Annotated in this window: 14 protein-coding genes; 10 read left to right on the top strand and 4 right to left on the bottom strand. The window is 59.7% G+C overall.

Annotated elements, in window-relative coordinates; all coding sequences use genetic code 11:
• The first annotated feature begins 6 nt into the window (after nucleotides 1-6).
• Nucleotides 7-1,518 (top strand): anthranilate synthase component I, encoded by a 1,512-nt coding sequence (gene trpE / locus GOV53_RS00750; RefSeq protein WP_170463500.1) that lies wholly within the window; start codon nucleotides 7-9, stop codon nucleotides 1,516-1,518.
• Between the two features lie 45 nt (nucleotides 1,519-1,563).
• Here the strand turns inward: trpE and GOV53_RS00745 are convergent, their stop codons facing one another.
• A complete protein-coding gene (locus GOV53_RS00745; RefSeq protein ID WP_170463498.1) occupies nucleotides 1,564-3,138 on the bottom strand; it encodes a divergent polysaccharide deacetylase family protein in 1,575 nt (524 codons plus the stop codon).
• 195 nt (nucleotides 3,139-3,333) lie between these two features.
• Here GOV53_RS00745 and GOV53_RS00740 point away from each other — a divergent pair, with 195 nt between their 5' ends.
• The 6 genes from GOV53_RS00740 (at nucleotide 3,334) to lexA (ending at nucleotide 8,159) form a co-directional block, all read left to right on the top strand.
• The gene (locus GOV53_RS00740; RefSeq protein WP_170424550.1) at nucleotides 3,334-3,915 is read left to right on the top strand and encodes an anthranilate synthase component II; all 582 of its coding nucleotides are present in this window, start codon (nucleotides 3,334-3,336) and stop codon (nucleotides 3,913-3,915) included.
• A complete protein-coding gene (trpD, locus tag GOV53_RS00735) occupies nucleotides 3,912-4,931 on the top strand; it encodes an anthranilate phosphoribosyltransferase (RefSeq protein WP_170463496.1) in 1,020 nt (339 codons plus the stop codon). Before GOV53_RS00740 ends, trpD begins: the two co-directional genes overlap by 4 nt.
• Nucleotides 4,928-5,740 carry an indole-3-glycerol phosphate synthase TrpC gene (gene trpC, locus GOV53_RS00730; RefSeq protein ID WP_170463495.1) on the top strand — a complete coding sequence of 271 codons (813 nt, stop codon included), beginning with the start codon at nucleotides 4,928-4,930 and terminating at the stop codon, nucleotides 5,738-5,740. Before trpD ends, trpC begins: the two co-directional genes overlap by 4 nt.
• On the top strand, nucleotides 5,740-6,213 hold the full coding sequence (gene moaC / locus GOV53_RS00725; RefSeq protein WP_170463493.1) for a cyclic pyranopterin monophosphate synthase MoaC: 474 nt from the start codon (nucleotides 5,740-5,742) through the stop codon (nucleotides 6,211-6,213). The genes trpC and moaC overlap by 1 nt, the downstream gene beginning before the upstream one ends.
• Nucleotides 6,210-7,382: a molybdopterin molybdotransferase MoeA gene (locus GOV53_RS00720; protein WP_170463490.1), complete on the top strand. Its 1,173-nt coding sequence runs from the start codon at nucleotides 6,210-6,212 to the stop codon at nucleotides 7,380-7,382. The genes moaC and GOV53_RS00720 overlap by 4 nt, the downstream gene beginning before the upstream one ends.
• Before the next feature lie 78 nt (nucleotides 7,383-7,460).
• Nucleotides 7,461-8,159: a transcriptional repressor LexA gene (gene lexA, locus GOV53_RS00715; protein ID WP_170424540.1), complete on the top strand. Its 699-nt coding sequence runs from the start codon at nucleotides 7,461-7,463 to the stop codon at nucleotides 8,157-8,159.
• Here lexA and GOV53_RS21465 read toward each other — a convergent pair.
• Both GOV53_RS21465 and GOV53_RS00710 read right to left on the bottom strand, forming a co-directional pair.
• On the bottom strand, nucleotides 8,153-8,419 hold the full coding sequence (locus tag GOV53_RS21465) for a hypothetical protein (RefSeq protein ID WP_367648741.1): 267 nt from the start codon (nucleotides 8,417-8,419) through the stop codon (nucleotides 8,153-8,155). The genes lexA and GOV53_RS21465 overlap by 7 nt on opposite strands.
• Before the next feature lie 27 nt (nucleotides 8,420-8,446).
• A complete protein-coding gene (locus tag GOV53_RS00710; protein WP_367648740.1) occupies nucleotides 8,447-10,198 on the bottom strand; it encodes a ComEC/Rec2 family competence protein in 1,752 nt (583 codons plus the stop codon).
• Between the two features lie 78 nt (nucleotides 10,199-10,276).
• Between GOV53_RS00710 and gltX the strand changes: the two genes are divergently transcribed.
• Complete coding sequence (gene gltX, locus GOV53_RS00705; protein ID WP_170464517.1) at nucleotides 10,277-11,677, top strand: glutamate--tRNA ligase; 1,401 nt, start codon at nucleotides 10,277-10,279, stop codon at nucleotides 11,675-11,677.
• Between the two features lie 121 nt (nucleotides 11,678-11,798).
• Nucleotides 11,799-13,094 (top strand): citrate synthase, encoded by a 1,296-nt coding sequence (gene gltA, locus GOV53_RS00700; protein WP_170424534.1) that lies wholly within the window; start codon nucleotides 11,799-11,801, stop codon nucleotides 13,092-13,094.
• A 54-nt stretch (nucleotides 13,095-13,148) separates the two neighbouring features.
• Here gltA and GOV53_RS00695 read toward each other — a convergent pair whose 3' ends face one another.
• A complete protein-coding gene (locus GOV53_RS00695) occupies nucleotides 13,149-14,213 on the bottom strand; it encodes a PA0069 family radical SAM protein (RefSeq protein ID WP_170463488.1) in 1,065 nt (354 codons plus the stop codon).
• 290 nt (nucleotides 14,214-14,503) lie between these two features.
• On the opposite strand from GOV53_RS00695, the gene GOV53_RS00690 reads away from it, so the two are divergent.
• Nucleotides 14,504-15,202, top strand: coding sequence for a corrinoid protein (locus tag GOV53_RS00690; RefSeq protein WP_170424530.1), 699 nt, complete (start codon nucleotides 14,504-14,506; stop codon nucleotides 15,200-15,202).
• The last annotated feature ends 66 nt before the right edge of the window (nucleotides 15,203-15,268 follow it).

The following is a 15,268-nucleotide window of genomic DNA, read 5'->3' as shown; positions in this document are numbered from 1 at the left end:
CCGCATATGGCACTGACCCCAGAATTCGACAGTTTCGCCCGCGCCTACGAGGCTGGCGAGAACCAGGTTGTCTATACGCGCCTCGCAGCTGATCTGGACACTCCGGTGTCGCTGATGCTCAAGCTGACGGGGGCGCAAAAAGACGCCTTCATGCTGGAATCGGTCACTGGCGGCGAGGTGCGCGGCCGGTACTCGATCATCGGGATGAAACCAGACTTGATCTGGCGCTGCCATGGCGAGACCTCAGCGCTGAACCGCTCGGCCCGTTTCGACCCCGATGCGTTCACGGCGCAGGACGGTAACCCGATGGACAACCTTCGGGCGCTGCTGGCCGAAAGCAAAATCGACCTGCCGGATGATCTGCCGCAAGCGGCTGCTGGCCTGTTTGGCTATCTGGGCTATGACATGGTGCGTCTGGTAGAATACCTGCCCGACGTGAACCCCGACCCGTTGGGCCTGCCGGATGCGGTCATGCTGCGCCCCTCTGTCGTGGCGGTGCTGGACGGCGTGAAAGGTGAGGTCACGGTTGTGTCCCCCGCATGGGTCAGCGAAGGCCAATCGGCCAAGGCGGCCTATGCGCAAGCGGCAGAACGTGTGATGGACGCTGTGCGCGATCTGGAACGCGCCATGCCTGCCGAGACGCGCGATCTGGGCGATGCCTCAGAGGTGGCCGCGCCGGTGTCGAACTTCACCAAGTCCGGCTACATGCAAGCGGTTGAAAAAGCCAAGGAATACATCCGCGCGGGCGACATCTTTCAGGTCGTTCCGGCGCAGCGCTGGACGCAGGACTTCCCCCTGCCGCCCTTTGCCCTGTACCGCTCGCTTCGGCGCACCAACCCGTCGCCCTTCATGTTCTATTTCAACTTCGGCGGTTTTCAGGTCGTAGGGGCAAGCCCCGAGATTCTGGTCCGCGTGTTCGGGAATGAGGTGACGATCCGCCCCATCGCAGGCACCCGTCCGCGTGGCGCAACGCCGGAAGAAGACAAGGCGAATGAGGTCGATCTGCTGGCCGACAAAAAGGAACTGGCAGAGCATCTGATGTTGCTGGATCTGGGCCGCAACGACACGGGCCGCGTGGCCAAGATCGGCACCGTGCGCCCGACCGAAGAGTTCATCATCGAGCGTTACAGCCATGTCATGCACATCGTCTCGAACGTTGTCGGTGAACTGGCCGAGGACAAAGACGCGCTGGACGCCTTCTTTGCGGGTATGCCCGCGGGCACCGTGTCGGGCGCACCCAAAGTGCGCGCGATGGAGATCATTGATGAACTGGAGCCGGAAAAGCGCGGTGTCTACGGCGGTGGCGTCGGCTATTTCAGCGCGGGCGGTGATATGGATATGTGTATCGCCCTGCGGACAGCCATCGTGAAGGACCAGAAGCTTTATATCCAAGCCGGTGGCGGTGTGGTCTATGACAGCGACCCCGAGGCCGAGTTCATGGAAACCGTTCACAAATCGAACGCCATTCGGCGGGCTGCTGCGGATGCAGCGCGGTTTACCGGTTCGGGCAATTCCTAAAAGAAACGGCTGATCAACACGATCAGCCGTTTTGCTTTGTGGGTGTTACTGAACTTCTTTCATCATGACCGCGGAAATCGGGGCCATCGCCACTCGGCTGCCACGGTCTTCCAGACCCCACAGCAACAGGGCTGAGATCGTGTCTGGGCGCAGACGACCCAGCATCACCACAGTGCCTTGCTGACCCGCACGGAACGCGGCCTGATCCAGAAAACGCCGCATGATCTTGGGATCCTGACGTGCACCGTCAATGTCACGGAAGATGACACCCGAAGGCACACCATTGCGCGCGGCCAATTTCTGGACGGTATTCAAACCATTGTCCTGTGTGATCAGACCCCGACCGGTGTCCCCGGCAATGGCGGCAACTTGATCGGCCAGTTTGCGGTTGCCTTGTATCCCCGTGTCGACACCTTCCAAGATGCCAACGGTTTCAGGCAGAGTTTCCAGCCAAACGGCCATTGAGACTTCGGCGTCTTGCGCGCTGGCCGCTTTGGGCAGATCAGCAAGGGCCAGAACTTCAAACCCGGCCTCCCGGTGACGAGCCATTTTCTCTGCCGCCTCAGGATCAGACGGGCTGACCGCAAAGCTGAGCGGATACGGGAAGTCCTTGAGCGCCTCAGCCCCAAACGCGCCTTCATCGTCGATCAGGATGATGGACATGAGGGGCTTGGATTCAGGATTTTCAAACTTGGCCGCATAGTCGTCTATGGGTTTGCCGGATTGGATTACCACAGCCTGATCGGCCGCTGCCGTTGGCGCATCATCGCGCTCGGTCAGAGGAACCACGCGCGTGCCCACGGTAAGGCCCGCGGTTTCAGTTTCTTCGCCACCGATCTGCGGAACGGCTGCGATACGCGGTAGTTTCCGCAGTTGCGGATCTTCTTCCCCCTCGACCGCAATCGGGTTTTCCGCAAGCGGATCAGCTTCGGGCTCTTGCGGTTCAACCGCGACGGGCTCGGTTTGTTCCTCTGGCTGAACTGCCGCAATCTCGGGCTGCGGTTCGGGCGTGGCCTCGCTCTCGGCGACCTCGGGCTCGACAGTCTCAGGCTCTGCGACTTCGGGCTCTGGTACAACCTCAGCGGTTTGTGGTTCTGGCAGAACCTCAACAACCTCGGGGGCAGGCTGCGGTTCAACCTCGGCCACGGTTTCTTCCTCATCGGCCACGGCAGGCGGTTCCGGAGCGGTCTCGGCAACAACTGGTTCACCGTCGGAACTGGGCGATGGCTGAATAGGGGCCGGTGTTTGCGGCATAACCGGGGCTTCGGCCGACACTGTAACATCCGTTGTTTCGGGAACATCGACCCCTTCGACCTGGGTCACAGTCTCATTGATCTGAGGCTCGGCCTCTGGCGCGGCTTCCAGTTCATCAAGGCCGCTCAGCGTGTCCGTCTGCTCTCCGCTCACGTCCGAAGAAATCGGCGGAACGGTCACCAGATCGGCATCCGCTACGGTTTCGGCCACGTCTGTACTGACCTCAGGCGCCTCAGCCGGAGCAGGCTCGGGCGCTTCAGCGGTCACAACCGGTTTTCGGGTCAAAGGGGTGTTCAGGGACAGTACTGCGCCAAGCAGCACCACAACGACCGCCCCCGCGATCATCCCGCCTAAAAATCCGCCCATCTTAACTGCCTCTCGCCTTCATCCTGCTTCGGTCGCCTCAACGCCGTTTACCGCGCCTTTGGCCTGCGATTGCGCCGGGAACAGGATGTCCTCTTGACGCTGCCCCGCAAGCCTGAGCATGTATGTCCCGACATTATACCGTGGCAAAGGGCTGCATCGCCAGTCTGAAATGCCGAAGCCGAGACAAGTGCCCAAATGCTGCTGCTGATCGACAACTACGACTCGTTTACTTACAACCTCGTACACTATTTAGGCGAACTTGGCGCCGAAATGGTCATTCGGCGAAATGACGCCTTAGACGTGCAGGAAGCGATGGCCATGAACCCGGCTGGTATCCTGCTAAGCCCCGGCCCCTGCGATCCGGATCAAGCCGGGATTTGCCTCGCCCTGACCGAAGCCGCAGCCGAGACCAAAACCCCTTTGATGGGCGTGTGCCTTGGGCATCAGACGATCGGTCAGGCCTTTGGTGGCGACGTGGTCCGTTGTCATGAAATCGTTCACGGCAAGATGGGCACCATGCACCACACCGGAAAAGGGGTGTTTGCCGGGCTGCCCTCTCCGTTTGAAGCCACGCGCTATCACTCGCTAATCGTTGACCGTGCCACCCTGCCCGACTGCCTTGAGATCACGGCAGAGCTTGAGGACGGCACGATCATGGGCCTGCAGCACAAAGAGCTGCCCATCCACGGCGTGCAGTTCCACCCTGAATCCATCGCTTCCGAGCACGGCCACGCCCTGCTCAAGAATTTCCTGTCCGAGATGAAAGTTCCCGCATGAGCGACGCTCTGAAACCGCTGATCGGAGCCGCTGCCGACCGGCCTCTGACCCGCGCCGAGGCCGAACAGGCCTTTGGCATTTTGTTTGACGGTGAAGCTACGCCCAGCCAGATCGGCGGGCTTCTGATGGCGATGCGCACCCGTGGCGAAACCGTTGACGAATACGCCGCGGCCGCCGCTGTAATGCGCGCAAAGTGCAATGCAGTAAAGGCACCAGCCGGGGCGATGGACATCGTGGGAACCGGTGGCGACGGTAAAGGCACGTTGAACATTTCGACCGCGACGGCCTTTGTCGTGGCTGGCGCGGGTGTCACCGTTGCAAAGCACGGGAACCGAAATCTGAGTTCGAAATCCGGTGCCGCAGATGCTCTGGGACAGATGGGCATCAACGTGATGGTCGGCCCGCAAACCGTTGAAAAGGCTCTGCAAGACGCCGGTATCGGCTTTATGATGGCACCTATGCACCACCCCGCGATTGCCCATGTCATGCCCAGTCGGCAAGAGCTTGGGACACGCACGATTTTCAACATCCTTGGCCCACTCACGAACCCGGCCGGGGTGAAGCGCCAGTTAACTGGCGCGTTCAGCCGCGATCTGATCCGGCCCATGGCAGAAACGCTGGGCCTTTTGGGGGCCGAACATGCCTGGTTGGTGCACGGATCAGACGGAACCGACGAGTTGACCATCACGGGCGTCAGCTGGGTCGCCTCCCTCGAGGATGGCGTGGTCAAAGAAGTGGAACTGCACCCTGAAGACGCAGGCCTGCCTGTGCATCCGTTCGAGGATATTCTAGGCGGGACGCCCGAAGAAAACGCAGTCGCCTTCCGCGCATTGCTGGACGGCGCGCCGTCGGCCTACCGCGATGCGGTTCTGTTGAACTCTGCTGCGGCATTGGTTGTCGCGGATGCAGCCGATGACCTGAAAGACGGCGTCGCCAAAGCAAAAGACAGCATCGACAGCGGAAAAGCTAAAGACAAAATCGCGGCACTGGCCCGAATAACGCAGGAGGCCGCATGACCGAGACGGTTCTGGACAAGATCAAAGCCTACAAGCTGGAAGAAATCGAAGCCGACAAGGCCGCGAAACCGCTTGCGATGCTGGAAGGCGAAGCCCGCAGCGCCCCCGAGGTCCGCGGTTTTGCCGACGCCCTGCGCACCGCTGCGCGCCGGGGTTACGGCTTGATTGCCGAAGTTAAGAAAGCCAGCCCGTCCAAAGGCTTGATCCGCCCGGATTTCGATCCACCTGCCCTGGCCCAAGCCTATGAAGAAGGTGGGGCTGCATGCCTGTCGGTTTTGACCGACACACCCAGCTTTCAGGGTGCTAAAGAGTATCTGACCGCCGCCCGTGCGGCGACCTCCCTGCCCGCCTTGCGCAAAGATTTCATGTACGACCCGTATCAGGTGGTCGAAGCGCGCGCCTTGGGGGCCGATTGCATTCTGATCATTATGGCCTCGGTCGATGACGAACAGGCTGCGGAACTGGAACAGACCGCTTTTGACTGGGGAATGGACGTTCTGATTGAGGTTCACGATCAGGAAGAGCTTGAGCGCGCCGCTGAGCTGAAAAGCAGTCTGATCGGGATAAATAACCGTAATCTCAAGACTTTCGAGACGTCTCTTGATACGACCCGGCACCTGTCAAAGCTGGTGCCCGCAGACCGGACAATCGTCTGCGAAAGCGGTCTGAGTACGCCCGAGGATCTGGCCGATATCGCCCGTTACGGCGCGCGTTGTTTCCTGATTGGCGAAAGCCTGATGCGTCAGGATGACGTGGCGACCGCAACCCGCCACCTGCTGGCCAATCCGCTGATACCCGGAGTGATGTGATGCCGCTGACCCATTTCGATGCCCAAGGGCAGGCCCATATGGTAGACGTCTCGGACAAAGAGGTCACCGATAGGGTCGCCGTTGCTGCTGGTCATATCAAAATGGCGCAAGAAACCTTTGACCTGATTTCCGCAGGTCGCGCCAAAAAAGGCGATGTTCTGGGTGTCGCGCGTCTTGCGGGCATCATGGGGGCCAAGAAAACACCCGATCTGATCCCCCTGTGTCACCCACTTCCAGTCACAAAGGTTTCGGTCGAACTGACATTGGACCCCGAATTGCCGGGCGTTCAGGTTCAGGCGACGGTTAAGACATCCGGCCAGACCGGCGTCGAGATGGAGGCGCTGACAGCGGTGTCAACAGCTGCGCTGACGGTCTATGACATGACCAAAGCAGTGGACAAAGCGATGGAGATTGGCGGTATCCGCGTTCTTCTGAAAGATGGCGGTAAATCAGGGCGTTACGAGGCGACATGATCACCGTCGAAGAAGCCCGCGCGCTGCTGTTTGATCTGGTCTCGCCGTTGCCCGGCGAGACGGTTCCGCTGTCCGACGCCGCCGGGCGCGTCCTATCACAGGACGTCGAGGCCACGCGTGACCAGCCGCCGTTTGCAGCCTCTTCCATGGACGGCTATGCTGTGAAATCCACCGAAGTTGAGCTGCATGCGATGTTCAAAGTGATCGGTGAGTCGGCTGCCGGAAAGCGATTTCAGGGCTCTGTCGGACCCGGCCAGGCCGTGCGCATTTTCACCGGTGCACCGATCCCCGAAGGTGCTGATTTCGTTGTTATTCAAGAAGATACTGAGCGTCGCGGAGATCTGATCACGATCTCTGACCTGCCCGGTCCCAAAACCAATATCCGACCGGCCGGTGTTGATTTCACCGTTGGAACCAAAATTTCGGCCCCACGCCGCTTGCGCGCGGAAGATGTCGCCCTGATGGCCGCCATGAATATCGCCGCCGTGCCAGTTTCACGGAAGCCCGTGATCGCTCTGATTTCCACCGGCGATGAGCTTGTGATGCCCGGCGATGTTCCGGGACCTGACCAAATCATCGCGTCGAACACTTTTGGCCTAAAGGCGTTGCTGGAAGAGGCCGGTGCCCATGTGCGCGTTCTTCCAATTGCCCAAGACACCGTCTCGTCTCTGCGCACCGCGTTCGAATTGGGCGAAGGGGCCGATCTGGTGGTCACCATCGGCGGCGCGTCGGTTGGTGATTACGATCTGGTGTCCGATGTTTCGGCCGGTCTGGGAATGGAACAGTCGTTCTACAAAATCCGCATGCGCCCCGGCAAACCTCTGATGGCGGGTCGGCTTGGTCAGGCGGCAATGGTCGGATTGCCGGGAAACCCTGTAAGCGCAATGGTTTGCGGGTACCTCTTTTTGTTGCCCATGGTTCGCCAAATGCTGGGTGTGGAACAGGTTCTGACTCCGTTCCAAACCGCACGCCTGACTGAGCCACTCGATAAGAATGGCCCACGTGAGCATTACATGCGCGCGACCCTCGACGAGACTGGCATCCGCGCCTGTCGCGATCAGGACAGTTCGCTGCTCAGCGTTTTGGCGCAAGCGAACGCCCTGCTGGTCCGTCCACCGCACGATCCGGCCCTGCTTGCCGGAGACAAGGTTCAGTACCTGCCGATCTGAGGCGCGCTCAAATCCGTTGACACAAAACGTGAACATGCGTAGAACAAAAGAAAACGCATGACCGACGAGGTGTGAGCAATGCTGACCAAGAAGCAGTTGGATTTGTTGGAATTCATCCACAAACGCGTTCAGGCGGATGGTGTTCCGCCCAGTTTCGACGAAATGAAGGCCGCGCTGGACCTGCGCTCAAAATCTGGCATCCACAGGTTGATCACGGCGCTTGAAGAACGCGGGTTTATCCGGCGCCTCGCGCACCGTGCGCGCGCGATTGAAATCGTTAAGCTGCCCGAAAGCCTAGGTGGCGAGCCTACTGCGGCCTTCAAGCCGCGCGTGATTGAGGGCGACCGGCCGTCTGGCCCCCGCCCTGCGAATTTTGAACCCGTGACCGTGGACGCGATGGAGCTGCCCGTGATGGGCCGCATTGCTGCCGGTGTACCGATTGAGGCGATCAGCCATGTTTCGCACCGCGTCGCTGTGCCAGGCACAATGGTGTCGGGCAAGGGTGAACACTACGCATTGGAGGTGCGTGGCGATTCGATGATCGATGCGGGGATCAATGACGGCGACGTGGTCGTGATCCGCGAAACCTCGGTCGCGGATAATGGTGACATCGTTGTTGCACTGGTCGAGGATCAAGAGGCCACGCTGAAAAGATTCTTCCGCCGCGGTCAGGCCATCGCGCTTGAGGCCGCGAACCCGGCCTATGAAACCCGCGTTCTGCCCGAAGAAAAGGTCAAGGTGCAGGGGCGACTCGTCGGCCTGATCCGCAGTTACTGATACGGTTTGAACGCCCGGTCCTCGCGGGTACGCGGGGACCAGAGCCTGTCTCCAGTTACTTCGGCGCTCGTTGTGATCTTGCCATCTATCAGTGCCAGGCTGCCCGTTTTCAGCAGGCGCTTGGGGTCAAACACTTCGCAGCCTCCATTCAAGTCCAACGCCACCGCTGAGATGACGATCTGATTGTCCTTGCAGTCGCTAATCCCCTGCGCGGCGCGTTTTCCTGTGATATGCAACACCTCTTTGCCCAGCCACTCCAAGCGCTGAACGCCGCCTGTTGCTTGCGGCTAACGATTTGCAGCCTGCGGCTGCCCCGCGCCGTCGCCATCATTCTCCAACCAGACGGTGGCGACAAAGCCGCTCCCTTTTTTCTTGCTGAGAGCTCGCCCCTGATCTGTCATGATCCCGACAAGTCCACCCGAATCCGCAATCAGGACATCGGGACGCTGCCCCTGCCCCCACAGCAGCATTGCGGCGACAACTGGTATGATCCCGACCCATTTCACGCGACCCTGCCACAGTGCTATCCACAGCCCACCAAGGGCGATCATCGGTAAGACGTAACGCGGCGGGCTGACCACATAGCCCTGCGCCGCGCCCAGCCCCGACACCCATTCCGAGACCGTCAGGATCCACTCTAACCCCAGTCCCATGGCCATCAGAGGCAATGCTTCGAGCCCAAACGGGGCCAAGAGAGCAGCGACCACGGCGGATGGCACCACAACCGTGCCCATCACGGGCACGGAAAGCATGTTGGCCAAAAGGCCATAGTGCGACATCGTGTTGAAGTGCGCGGAACCGATCGGCGCTGTCGCCAGCCCTGCGATGGCCGAGGACATCAGCAGCCCGGCAACAGGTTTTAACCAGTTGGGCCCAGGCATCGGTCCAAAATCGCGTAAGGCTCCGAATACAGCCACAAGCGCAGTAGTGGCGGCGAATGACATCTGGAAACCGGGGCTCAGCAGGGACTCAGGCCGCAACACAAGAACGATCAGCGCAGCGACGGCGACCGCCCGTAGGGAAATGGCGCGCCGGTCAATCAGAATCGCACCCAGCATAACGCTGGCCATGACAAAGGCACGCTCAGTGGCGACGTTTCCACCGGAAAGCAACAGATAGATCGTTCCCGCGATGATCGCGCAGACTGCTGCCAGCTTGCGAATTGGAAACCGCAGGGCCAACACCGGTATCGTCGAGAACAACACCCGGCACATCAGATATACAAACCCGGTCAACAGGCCCATGTGCAAACCCGAGATCGCCAGCAAATGCGCAAGGTTCGATGCTCGCAATGACTTCAGTGTTTCCTGCCCCATGCCACTGCGATCGCCCGTGGTGACTGCGGCGGCGAACCCTCCGACCTCGCCGGGCAGGATCGTCTGAACATGGGTTGAAATTGCCATCCGCCAGGCAGTGACCCTGACACCTTCGGGTCTTGGGGGTGCTGCTATCAGAACAGGAATGCGTGTGTATCCCACCGCCCCAAGCCGTTGAAACCAGGCGTGTCGCCTGAAGTCGAAGCCGCCGGGCTCGACAGGTCCTTGCGGCGGGGACAGATGGGCCGTTGTCATGATCCTTTGACCAGGGAACAACGGACCCGCCCCACCGTGCAGCGAAAGCCGGACGCGCTGCGGCCGCCGGTCTTCGGGCACATCCCCTATGCGCACCCGATCCAGCGTTACCCGCAGCGCATCCGACGCAGAGCGGTCCATGGCCACGACCCGCCCCTCGACCGGGCCGTAGTAGCGCCATGACAGGACCGGCTCTGCCACCGTATGGGCGCGTGCACCCGCCAGGATGAACCCGGCCGCGATCAGCGCCCCCCCTGTTATCAACGTAGCCCAGCCAGTCGGCAGCCTGCGCGCCATCTCCAGGCAAATGGCAATCGTGACCGCGAGGCCACCGTATACCATCCAATCCGGTTCAAACCGGAGGCCGAAATACAGACCGATGCCGATCGCCAGACACACCGGGGACCACTGAAACAAATACCCTGTCTGGTTCAGTAATGCGGTCTCGACCCGTGCCAGAACACGCATGGTTGCCCCCGTCCTTCGGGCTCGTTAGACAGGCGCCAATCTATGCCCGACACGGTTACCAAAAGGTTAATCCAAACAATGTCCGATCAGGTCGTCACTCGTTTCGCTCCGTCTCCTACAGGTTTTCTGCATATCGGCGGCGCGCGCACCGCGCTGTTCAACTGGCTTTACGCTCGTGGCCGGGGCGGCAAGTTCCTGCTGCGGATCGAAGACACGGATCGCGAGCGTTCGACCCCTGAAGCCACCGCCGCAATTCTGCAGGGGATGGAGTGGCTGGGTCTGGATCACGATGGCGATGTGATCAGCCAATTCGAAGGTGCCGAGCGACACGCAGAGGTGGCGCGTCAGCTGCTGGCCGAAGGAAAAGCGTATAAGTGTTTCTCAACCCAGGAAGAAATCGCCGCCTTCCGCGAACAAGCCCGCGCCGAGGGCAAATCGACTTTGTTCCGTAGCCCGTGGCGCGATGCAGATCCGTCCACGCACCCAGACGCGCCTTACGTGATCCGCATCAAGGCCCCGCAAGACGGTACAACCGTGATCCGCGATCAGGTGCAGGGTGACGTGACCATCCGAAACGACCAGTTGGACGACATGATTCTGCTGCGCTCGGACGGAACTCCGGTCTATATGCTTGCGGTTGTTGTGGATGACCACGACATGGGCGTGACCCACGTGATCCGCGGTGACGACCACCTGAACAACGCCGCGCGTCAGATGATGATCTATGAGGCGATGGGCTGGGACGTGCCGGTCTGGGCACACATACCTCTGATCCACGGGCCGGACGGCAAGAAACTGTCGAAACGCCACGGAGCATTGGGTGCGCAAGAGTATCAGGCAATGGGCTATCCTGCCGCCGGAATGCGCAACTATCTGGCTCGTCTGGGCTGGAGCCACGGTGACGATGAGTTCTTTACCGACGCGCAAGCCAAGGAATGGTTCGATCTGGATGGAATCGGCAAAAGCCCTGCCCGGTTCGATTTGAAAAAGCTGGAAAACCTGTGCGGGCAGCACATTGCGGTTGCCGATGATGCTGCACTGCGGCAAGAGATCGAGGCCTATTTGGCCGCGGCGAATTTGCCTGACCTCACGGAAACACAATCCAGTGATCTGGAACGTGCGATGTATTGCCTCAAGGATCGGGCACGCACATTCCCGGAACTGCTTGAAAAGGCGCACTTTGTTCTGACATCTCGTCCCATTGAACCCGACGAGAAAGCGGCGAAAGCGTTGGCGTCAGTATCCGATGGTATACTGAATGAATTGACGCCGCACGTGCAAAATGCTAGCTGGACGCGAAACGAACTGGAGCAAACCCTTAATTCGTTTGCAGAAGCGAAAGGGGTTAAGTTCGGCAAACTGGCCGGTCCATTGCGGGCCGTGTTGGCAGGTCGGGCAGTAACGCCTTCGGTTTTTGACATGATGCTTGTGCTGGGACAGGAAGAAACCCTGGCACGGCTTTCTGACGCAGCGACATAAACCCAAGCTTCACATTTGGGTAACGCTGCTCCGCTAACACCCGGACTGCGCGCCCGCGCGCAGCCGTTGCCCGCAGTGTCGGACAGCGATCCGACATGCGCAAGAATGAGGAAGGGACACTATGACCGACAGCAATAAATCAGCCACTCTGACAGTCCATGGTGAAACGTACGAGTTGCCGGTTCATTCTCCGACCGCTGGTCCTGACGTAATCGACATCCGCAAACTGTACGGCGATGCTGGCGTGTTCACCTACGACCCCGGATTTACGTCGACCGCAAGCTGTGACAGCACCATCACCTATATCGATGGCGAAAAAGGTGAGCTGCTGCACCGCGGTTATCCGATCGATCAACTGGCGAGCAAATCGCACTTCCTTGAAGTGTGCTACCTGCTGCTGTACGGAGAGCTGCCGGTCGCCAAGGATCTCGAGCAGTTCGAAACCACCATCACCCGCCACACCATGCTGCACGAGCAGATGCAGTATTTCTATCGCGGTTTCCGCCGGGACGCGCACCCGATGGCAATCATGGTTGGTGTGGTTGGCGCGATGTCGGCCTTCTATCACGACTCGACCGATATCTCGGACCCGCATCAGCGTGAGGTTGCCTCGCACCGCCTGATCGCCAAGATGCCGACCATTGCGGCATGGGCCTTCAAGTACCATACCGGTCAGCCGTTTGTGTATCCGCGCAATGATCTGGACTATGCGTCCAACTTCCTGCGCATGTGCTTCAGCGTTCCAGCCGAAGAGTATGAGGTCAACCCGATCCTCAGCCGCGCGATGGACCGTATCTTTACTCTGCATGCGGATCACGAGCAGAACGCCTCGACCTCGACCGTGCGTCTGGCGTCGTCCTCGGGCGCGAACCCGTTCGCCTGTATCGCAGCCGGTATCGCCTGTTTGTGGGGTCCTGCCCACGGCGGCGCAAACCAGGCATGCCTGGAGATGCTGGAAGAGATCGGTTCGGTGGATCGCATCCCCGAGTTCATCGAACGTGCCAAGGATAAGAATGACCCGTTCCGCCTGATGGGCTTTGGTCACCGCGTCTACAAGAATTTTGACCCGCGCGCGAAAGTCATGAAGCAGTCGGCGGACGAAGTGCTGGATCTGCTGGGCATCGAGGACAACCCGAAACTGCAAGTCGCCAAGGCGCTGGAAAAGCAGGCTCTGGAAGATCCGTATTTCGCGGAGAAAAAGCTGTTCCCGAACGTCGACTTCTATTCGGGCATCATCCTCGAGGCGATGGGCTTCCCGACTTCGATGTTCACACCGATCTTTGCGCTGTCGCGCACCGTCGGCTGGGTCAGCCAGTGGAAAGAGATGATTGCGGATCCTCAGAACAAGATCGGCCGTCCGCGTCAGCTGTATCTGGGCGAAACCATGCGCGATTACGTGGATATCGAAAACCGCTGATCACCGGTAAATTCCTGAAAACGCCTCGGACCTCGCGCCGGGGCGTTTTTCGTTTCAAAACAAGCTCAACTGGTCACCCGCCTGCGCGGGTTTGGCGAACAGGTCGCAACGCAAGGGCGCTGTTTTTGTCATCAACCCCAGACGTTTCACCGCAAGCCTGAACCGTTTGGCCACCAGCTCGGCATATTCCCCCTCGCCCCGCATGCGGTAACCCCAGCGCGGGTCGTAGTCCCGACCGCCGTGCATTTCCCGCAGCTTGGACATGACTTTCTCGGCCCGTGCGGGTTTATGTTCGTGCAGCCACGCCTGCCAAAGATCGGAAACCTCTCGCGGCAAGCGCAGCATGATCCAACTGGCAGCATCGGCCCCGGCCTCACGCCCCGCTTCCAACAGGTTTTCCAGCTCGTGATCGGTTAGACCCGGGATGAGGGGCGAAGTCATAACACGGACCGGCACGCCCGCTTCGGTCAACCGCCTGATCGCCGCCAACCGGCGTGCGGGTGAAGGCGCGCGCGGCTCCATCCGCCGTGATAGATCCGGGTCCAGCGTCGTCAACGAAATGCCCACCCGCACAAGCCCCATCTGCGCCATCGGGGCCAGAATGTCCAAGTCTCTTTCGACCAGGGTTCCTTTGGTTACGATTGCAACTGGGTGGTGAAACGCTTGAAGAACTTGCAGGCAAGCCCGAGTAATCGCAAGGCGTTTCTCGACCGGCTGATAGGGATCGGTGTTGGTCCCCAACGCTAGCGTCGCCACTTTGTATCGTGGGGCTGACAACTCTTTCCGCAGAACACCAGCCGCGTTCGGTCGGGCAATCAGCCGGGTTTCGAAATCCAATCCCGGCGAAAGACCCAGAAAAGCATGGCTGGGACGGGCGAAACAGTAAACACACCCATGCTCGCAACCACGATACGGATTGATCGAGCGATCAAACGGCAAGTCGGGCGAACGGTTATAGGTGATCACGCTGCGGGCAACCTCTTCGCGCACTTCAGTCCTGAGCGGCGGGAGCTCTTCGTCAGTTGCCCACCCGTCGTCGCAGGCGACCGTCGCAAACCGTTCGAATCTACCTGTTTCATTGCTGGCCACACCGCGGGCCTTGATCTCGTACGCAGGCATGTCTGTTCCCGTTATGTTCTCACTGCTTTAGTCTTAAACACGGAACGCGCTTGCAACAAGCAAGACTAGCTACCCCGCCCCCGACATCTGCCTGAGGTTTTTGCCCGGATGTGAACGGATTGCAGGATGTTGTTGCAGAAAATTCCATCGTGATCGCAAACAATTTGACGTATAGGTCGGTCCCGGAGCCGCCGAGGTCGCAATCGTCACAGTCTAACTGCGACGAAATGGCCAAAACGGAAAAAATGCCACCACGGGCCAACGGTCCGCTCAGCACAGGGAAATACCCCATGTCCGATGAAGAAGACATCGTCCTGTCCGAACTGAATGACGACGAACTTGTCGAACAGATGTTCGACGATCTTTATGACGGCCTGAAAGAAGAGATCGAAGAAGGTGTGAACATCCTGCTGGAACGCGGATGGACCCCCTATGACATCCTGACCAAGGCTCTGGTCGGTGGCATGACCATCGTGGGCCACGACTTCCGCGACGGCATCCTGTTTGTTCCCGAAGTTCTACTGGCCGCAAACGCGATGAAGGGCGGTATGGCAATCCTCAAGCCGCTGCTGGCCGAAACCGGCGCGCCGCGCGTGGGCAAGATGGTGATCGGTACGGTGAAGGGCGACATCCACGACATCGGCAAGAACCTTGTTTCGATGATGATGGAAGGCGCCGGCTTCGAGGTTGTGGACATCGGTATCAACAACCCGGTCGAAAACTATCTGGAAGCGCTGGAAACCGAACAGCCTGACATTCTGGGCATGTCCGCTCTGCTGACCACGACGATGCCCTACATGAAGGTGGTCATCGATACACTGGTCGAACAGGGCCTGCGCGAAGACTATATCGTGCTTGTAGGCGGTGCGCCTCTGAACGAGGAATTCGGCAAAGCCATCGGCGCCGACGCATATTGCCGCGACGCTGCGGTTGCAGTGGAAACTGCCAAAGAGTTTGTATCGCGCAAGCACAACCAACTGGCTGGGTGACGCCCCTATGTACTTTCCGGATGGGCCGTCCATGTTGGACGGCCCTTTCACTTTCCTGAGAGCCAA

The sequence above is a fragment of the Ruegeria arenilitoris genome, assembly GCF_013035315.1.
Taxonomy (GTDB): Bacteria; Pseudomonadota; Alphaproteobacteria; order Rhodobacterales; family Rhodobacteraceae; genus Ruegeria; species Ruegeria arenilitoris_D.
This window is presented reverse-complemented; position numbering and strand designations above follow the sequence as displayed.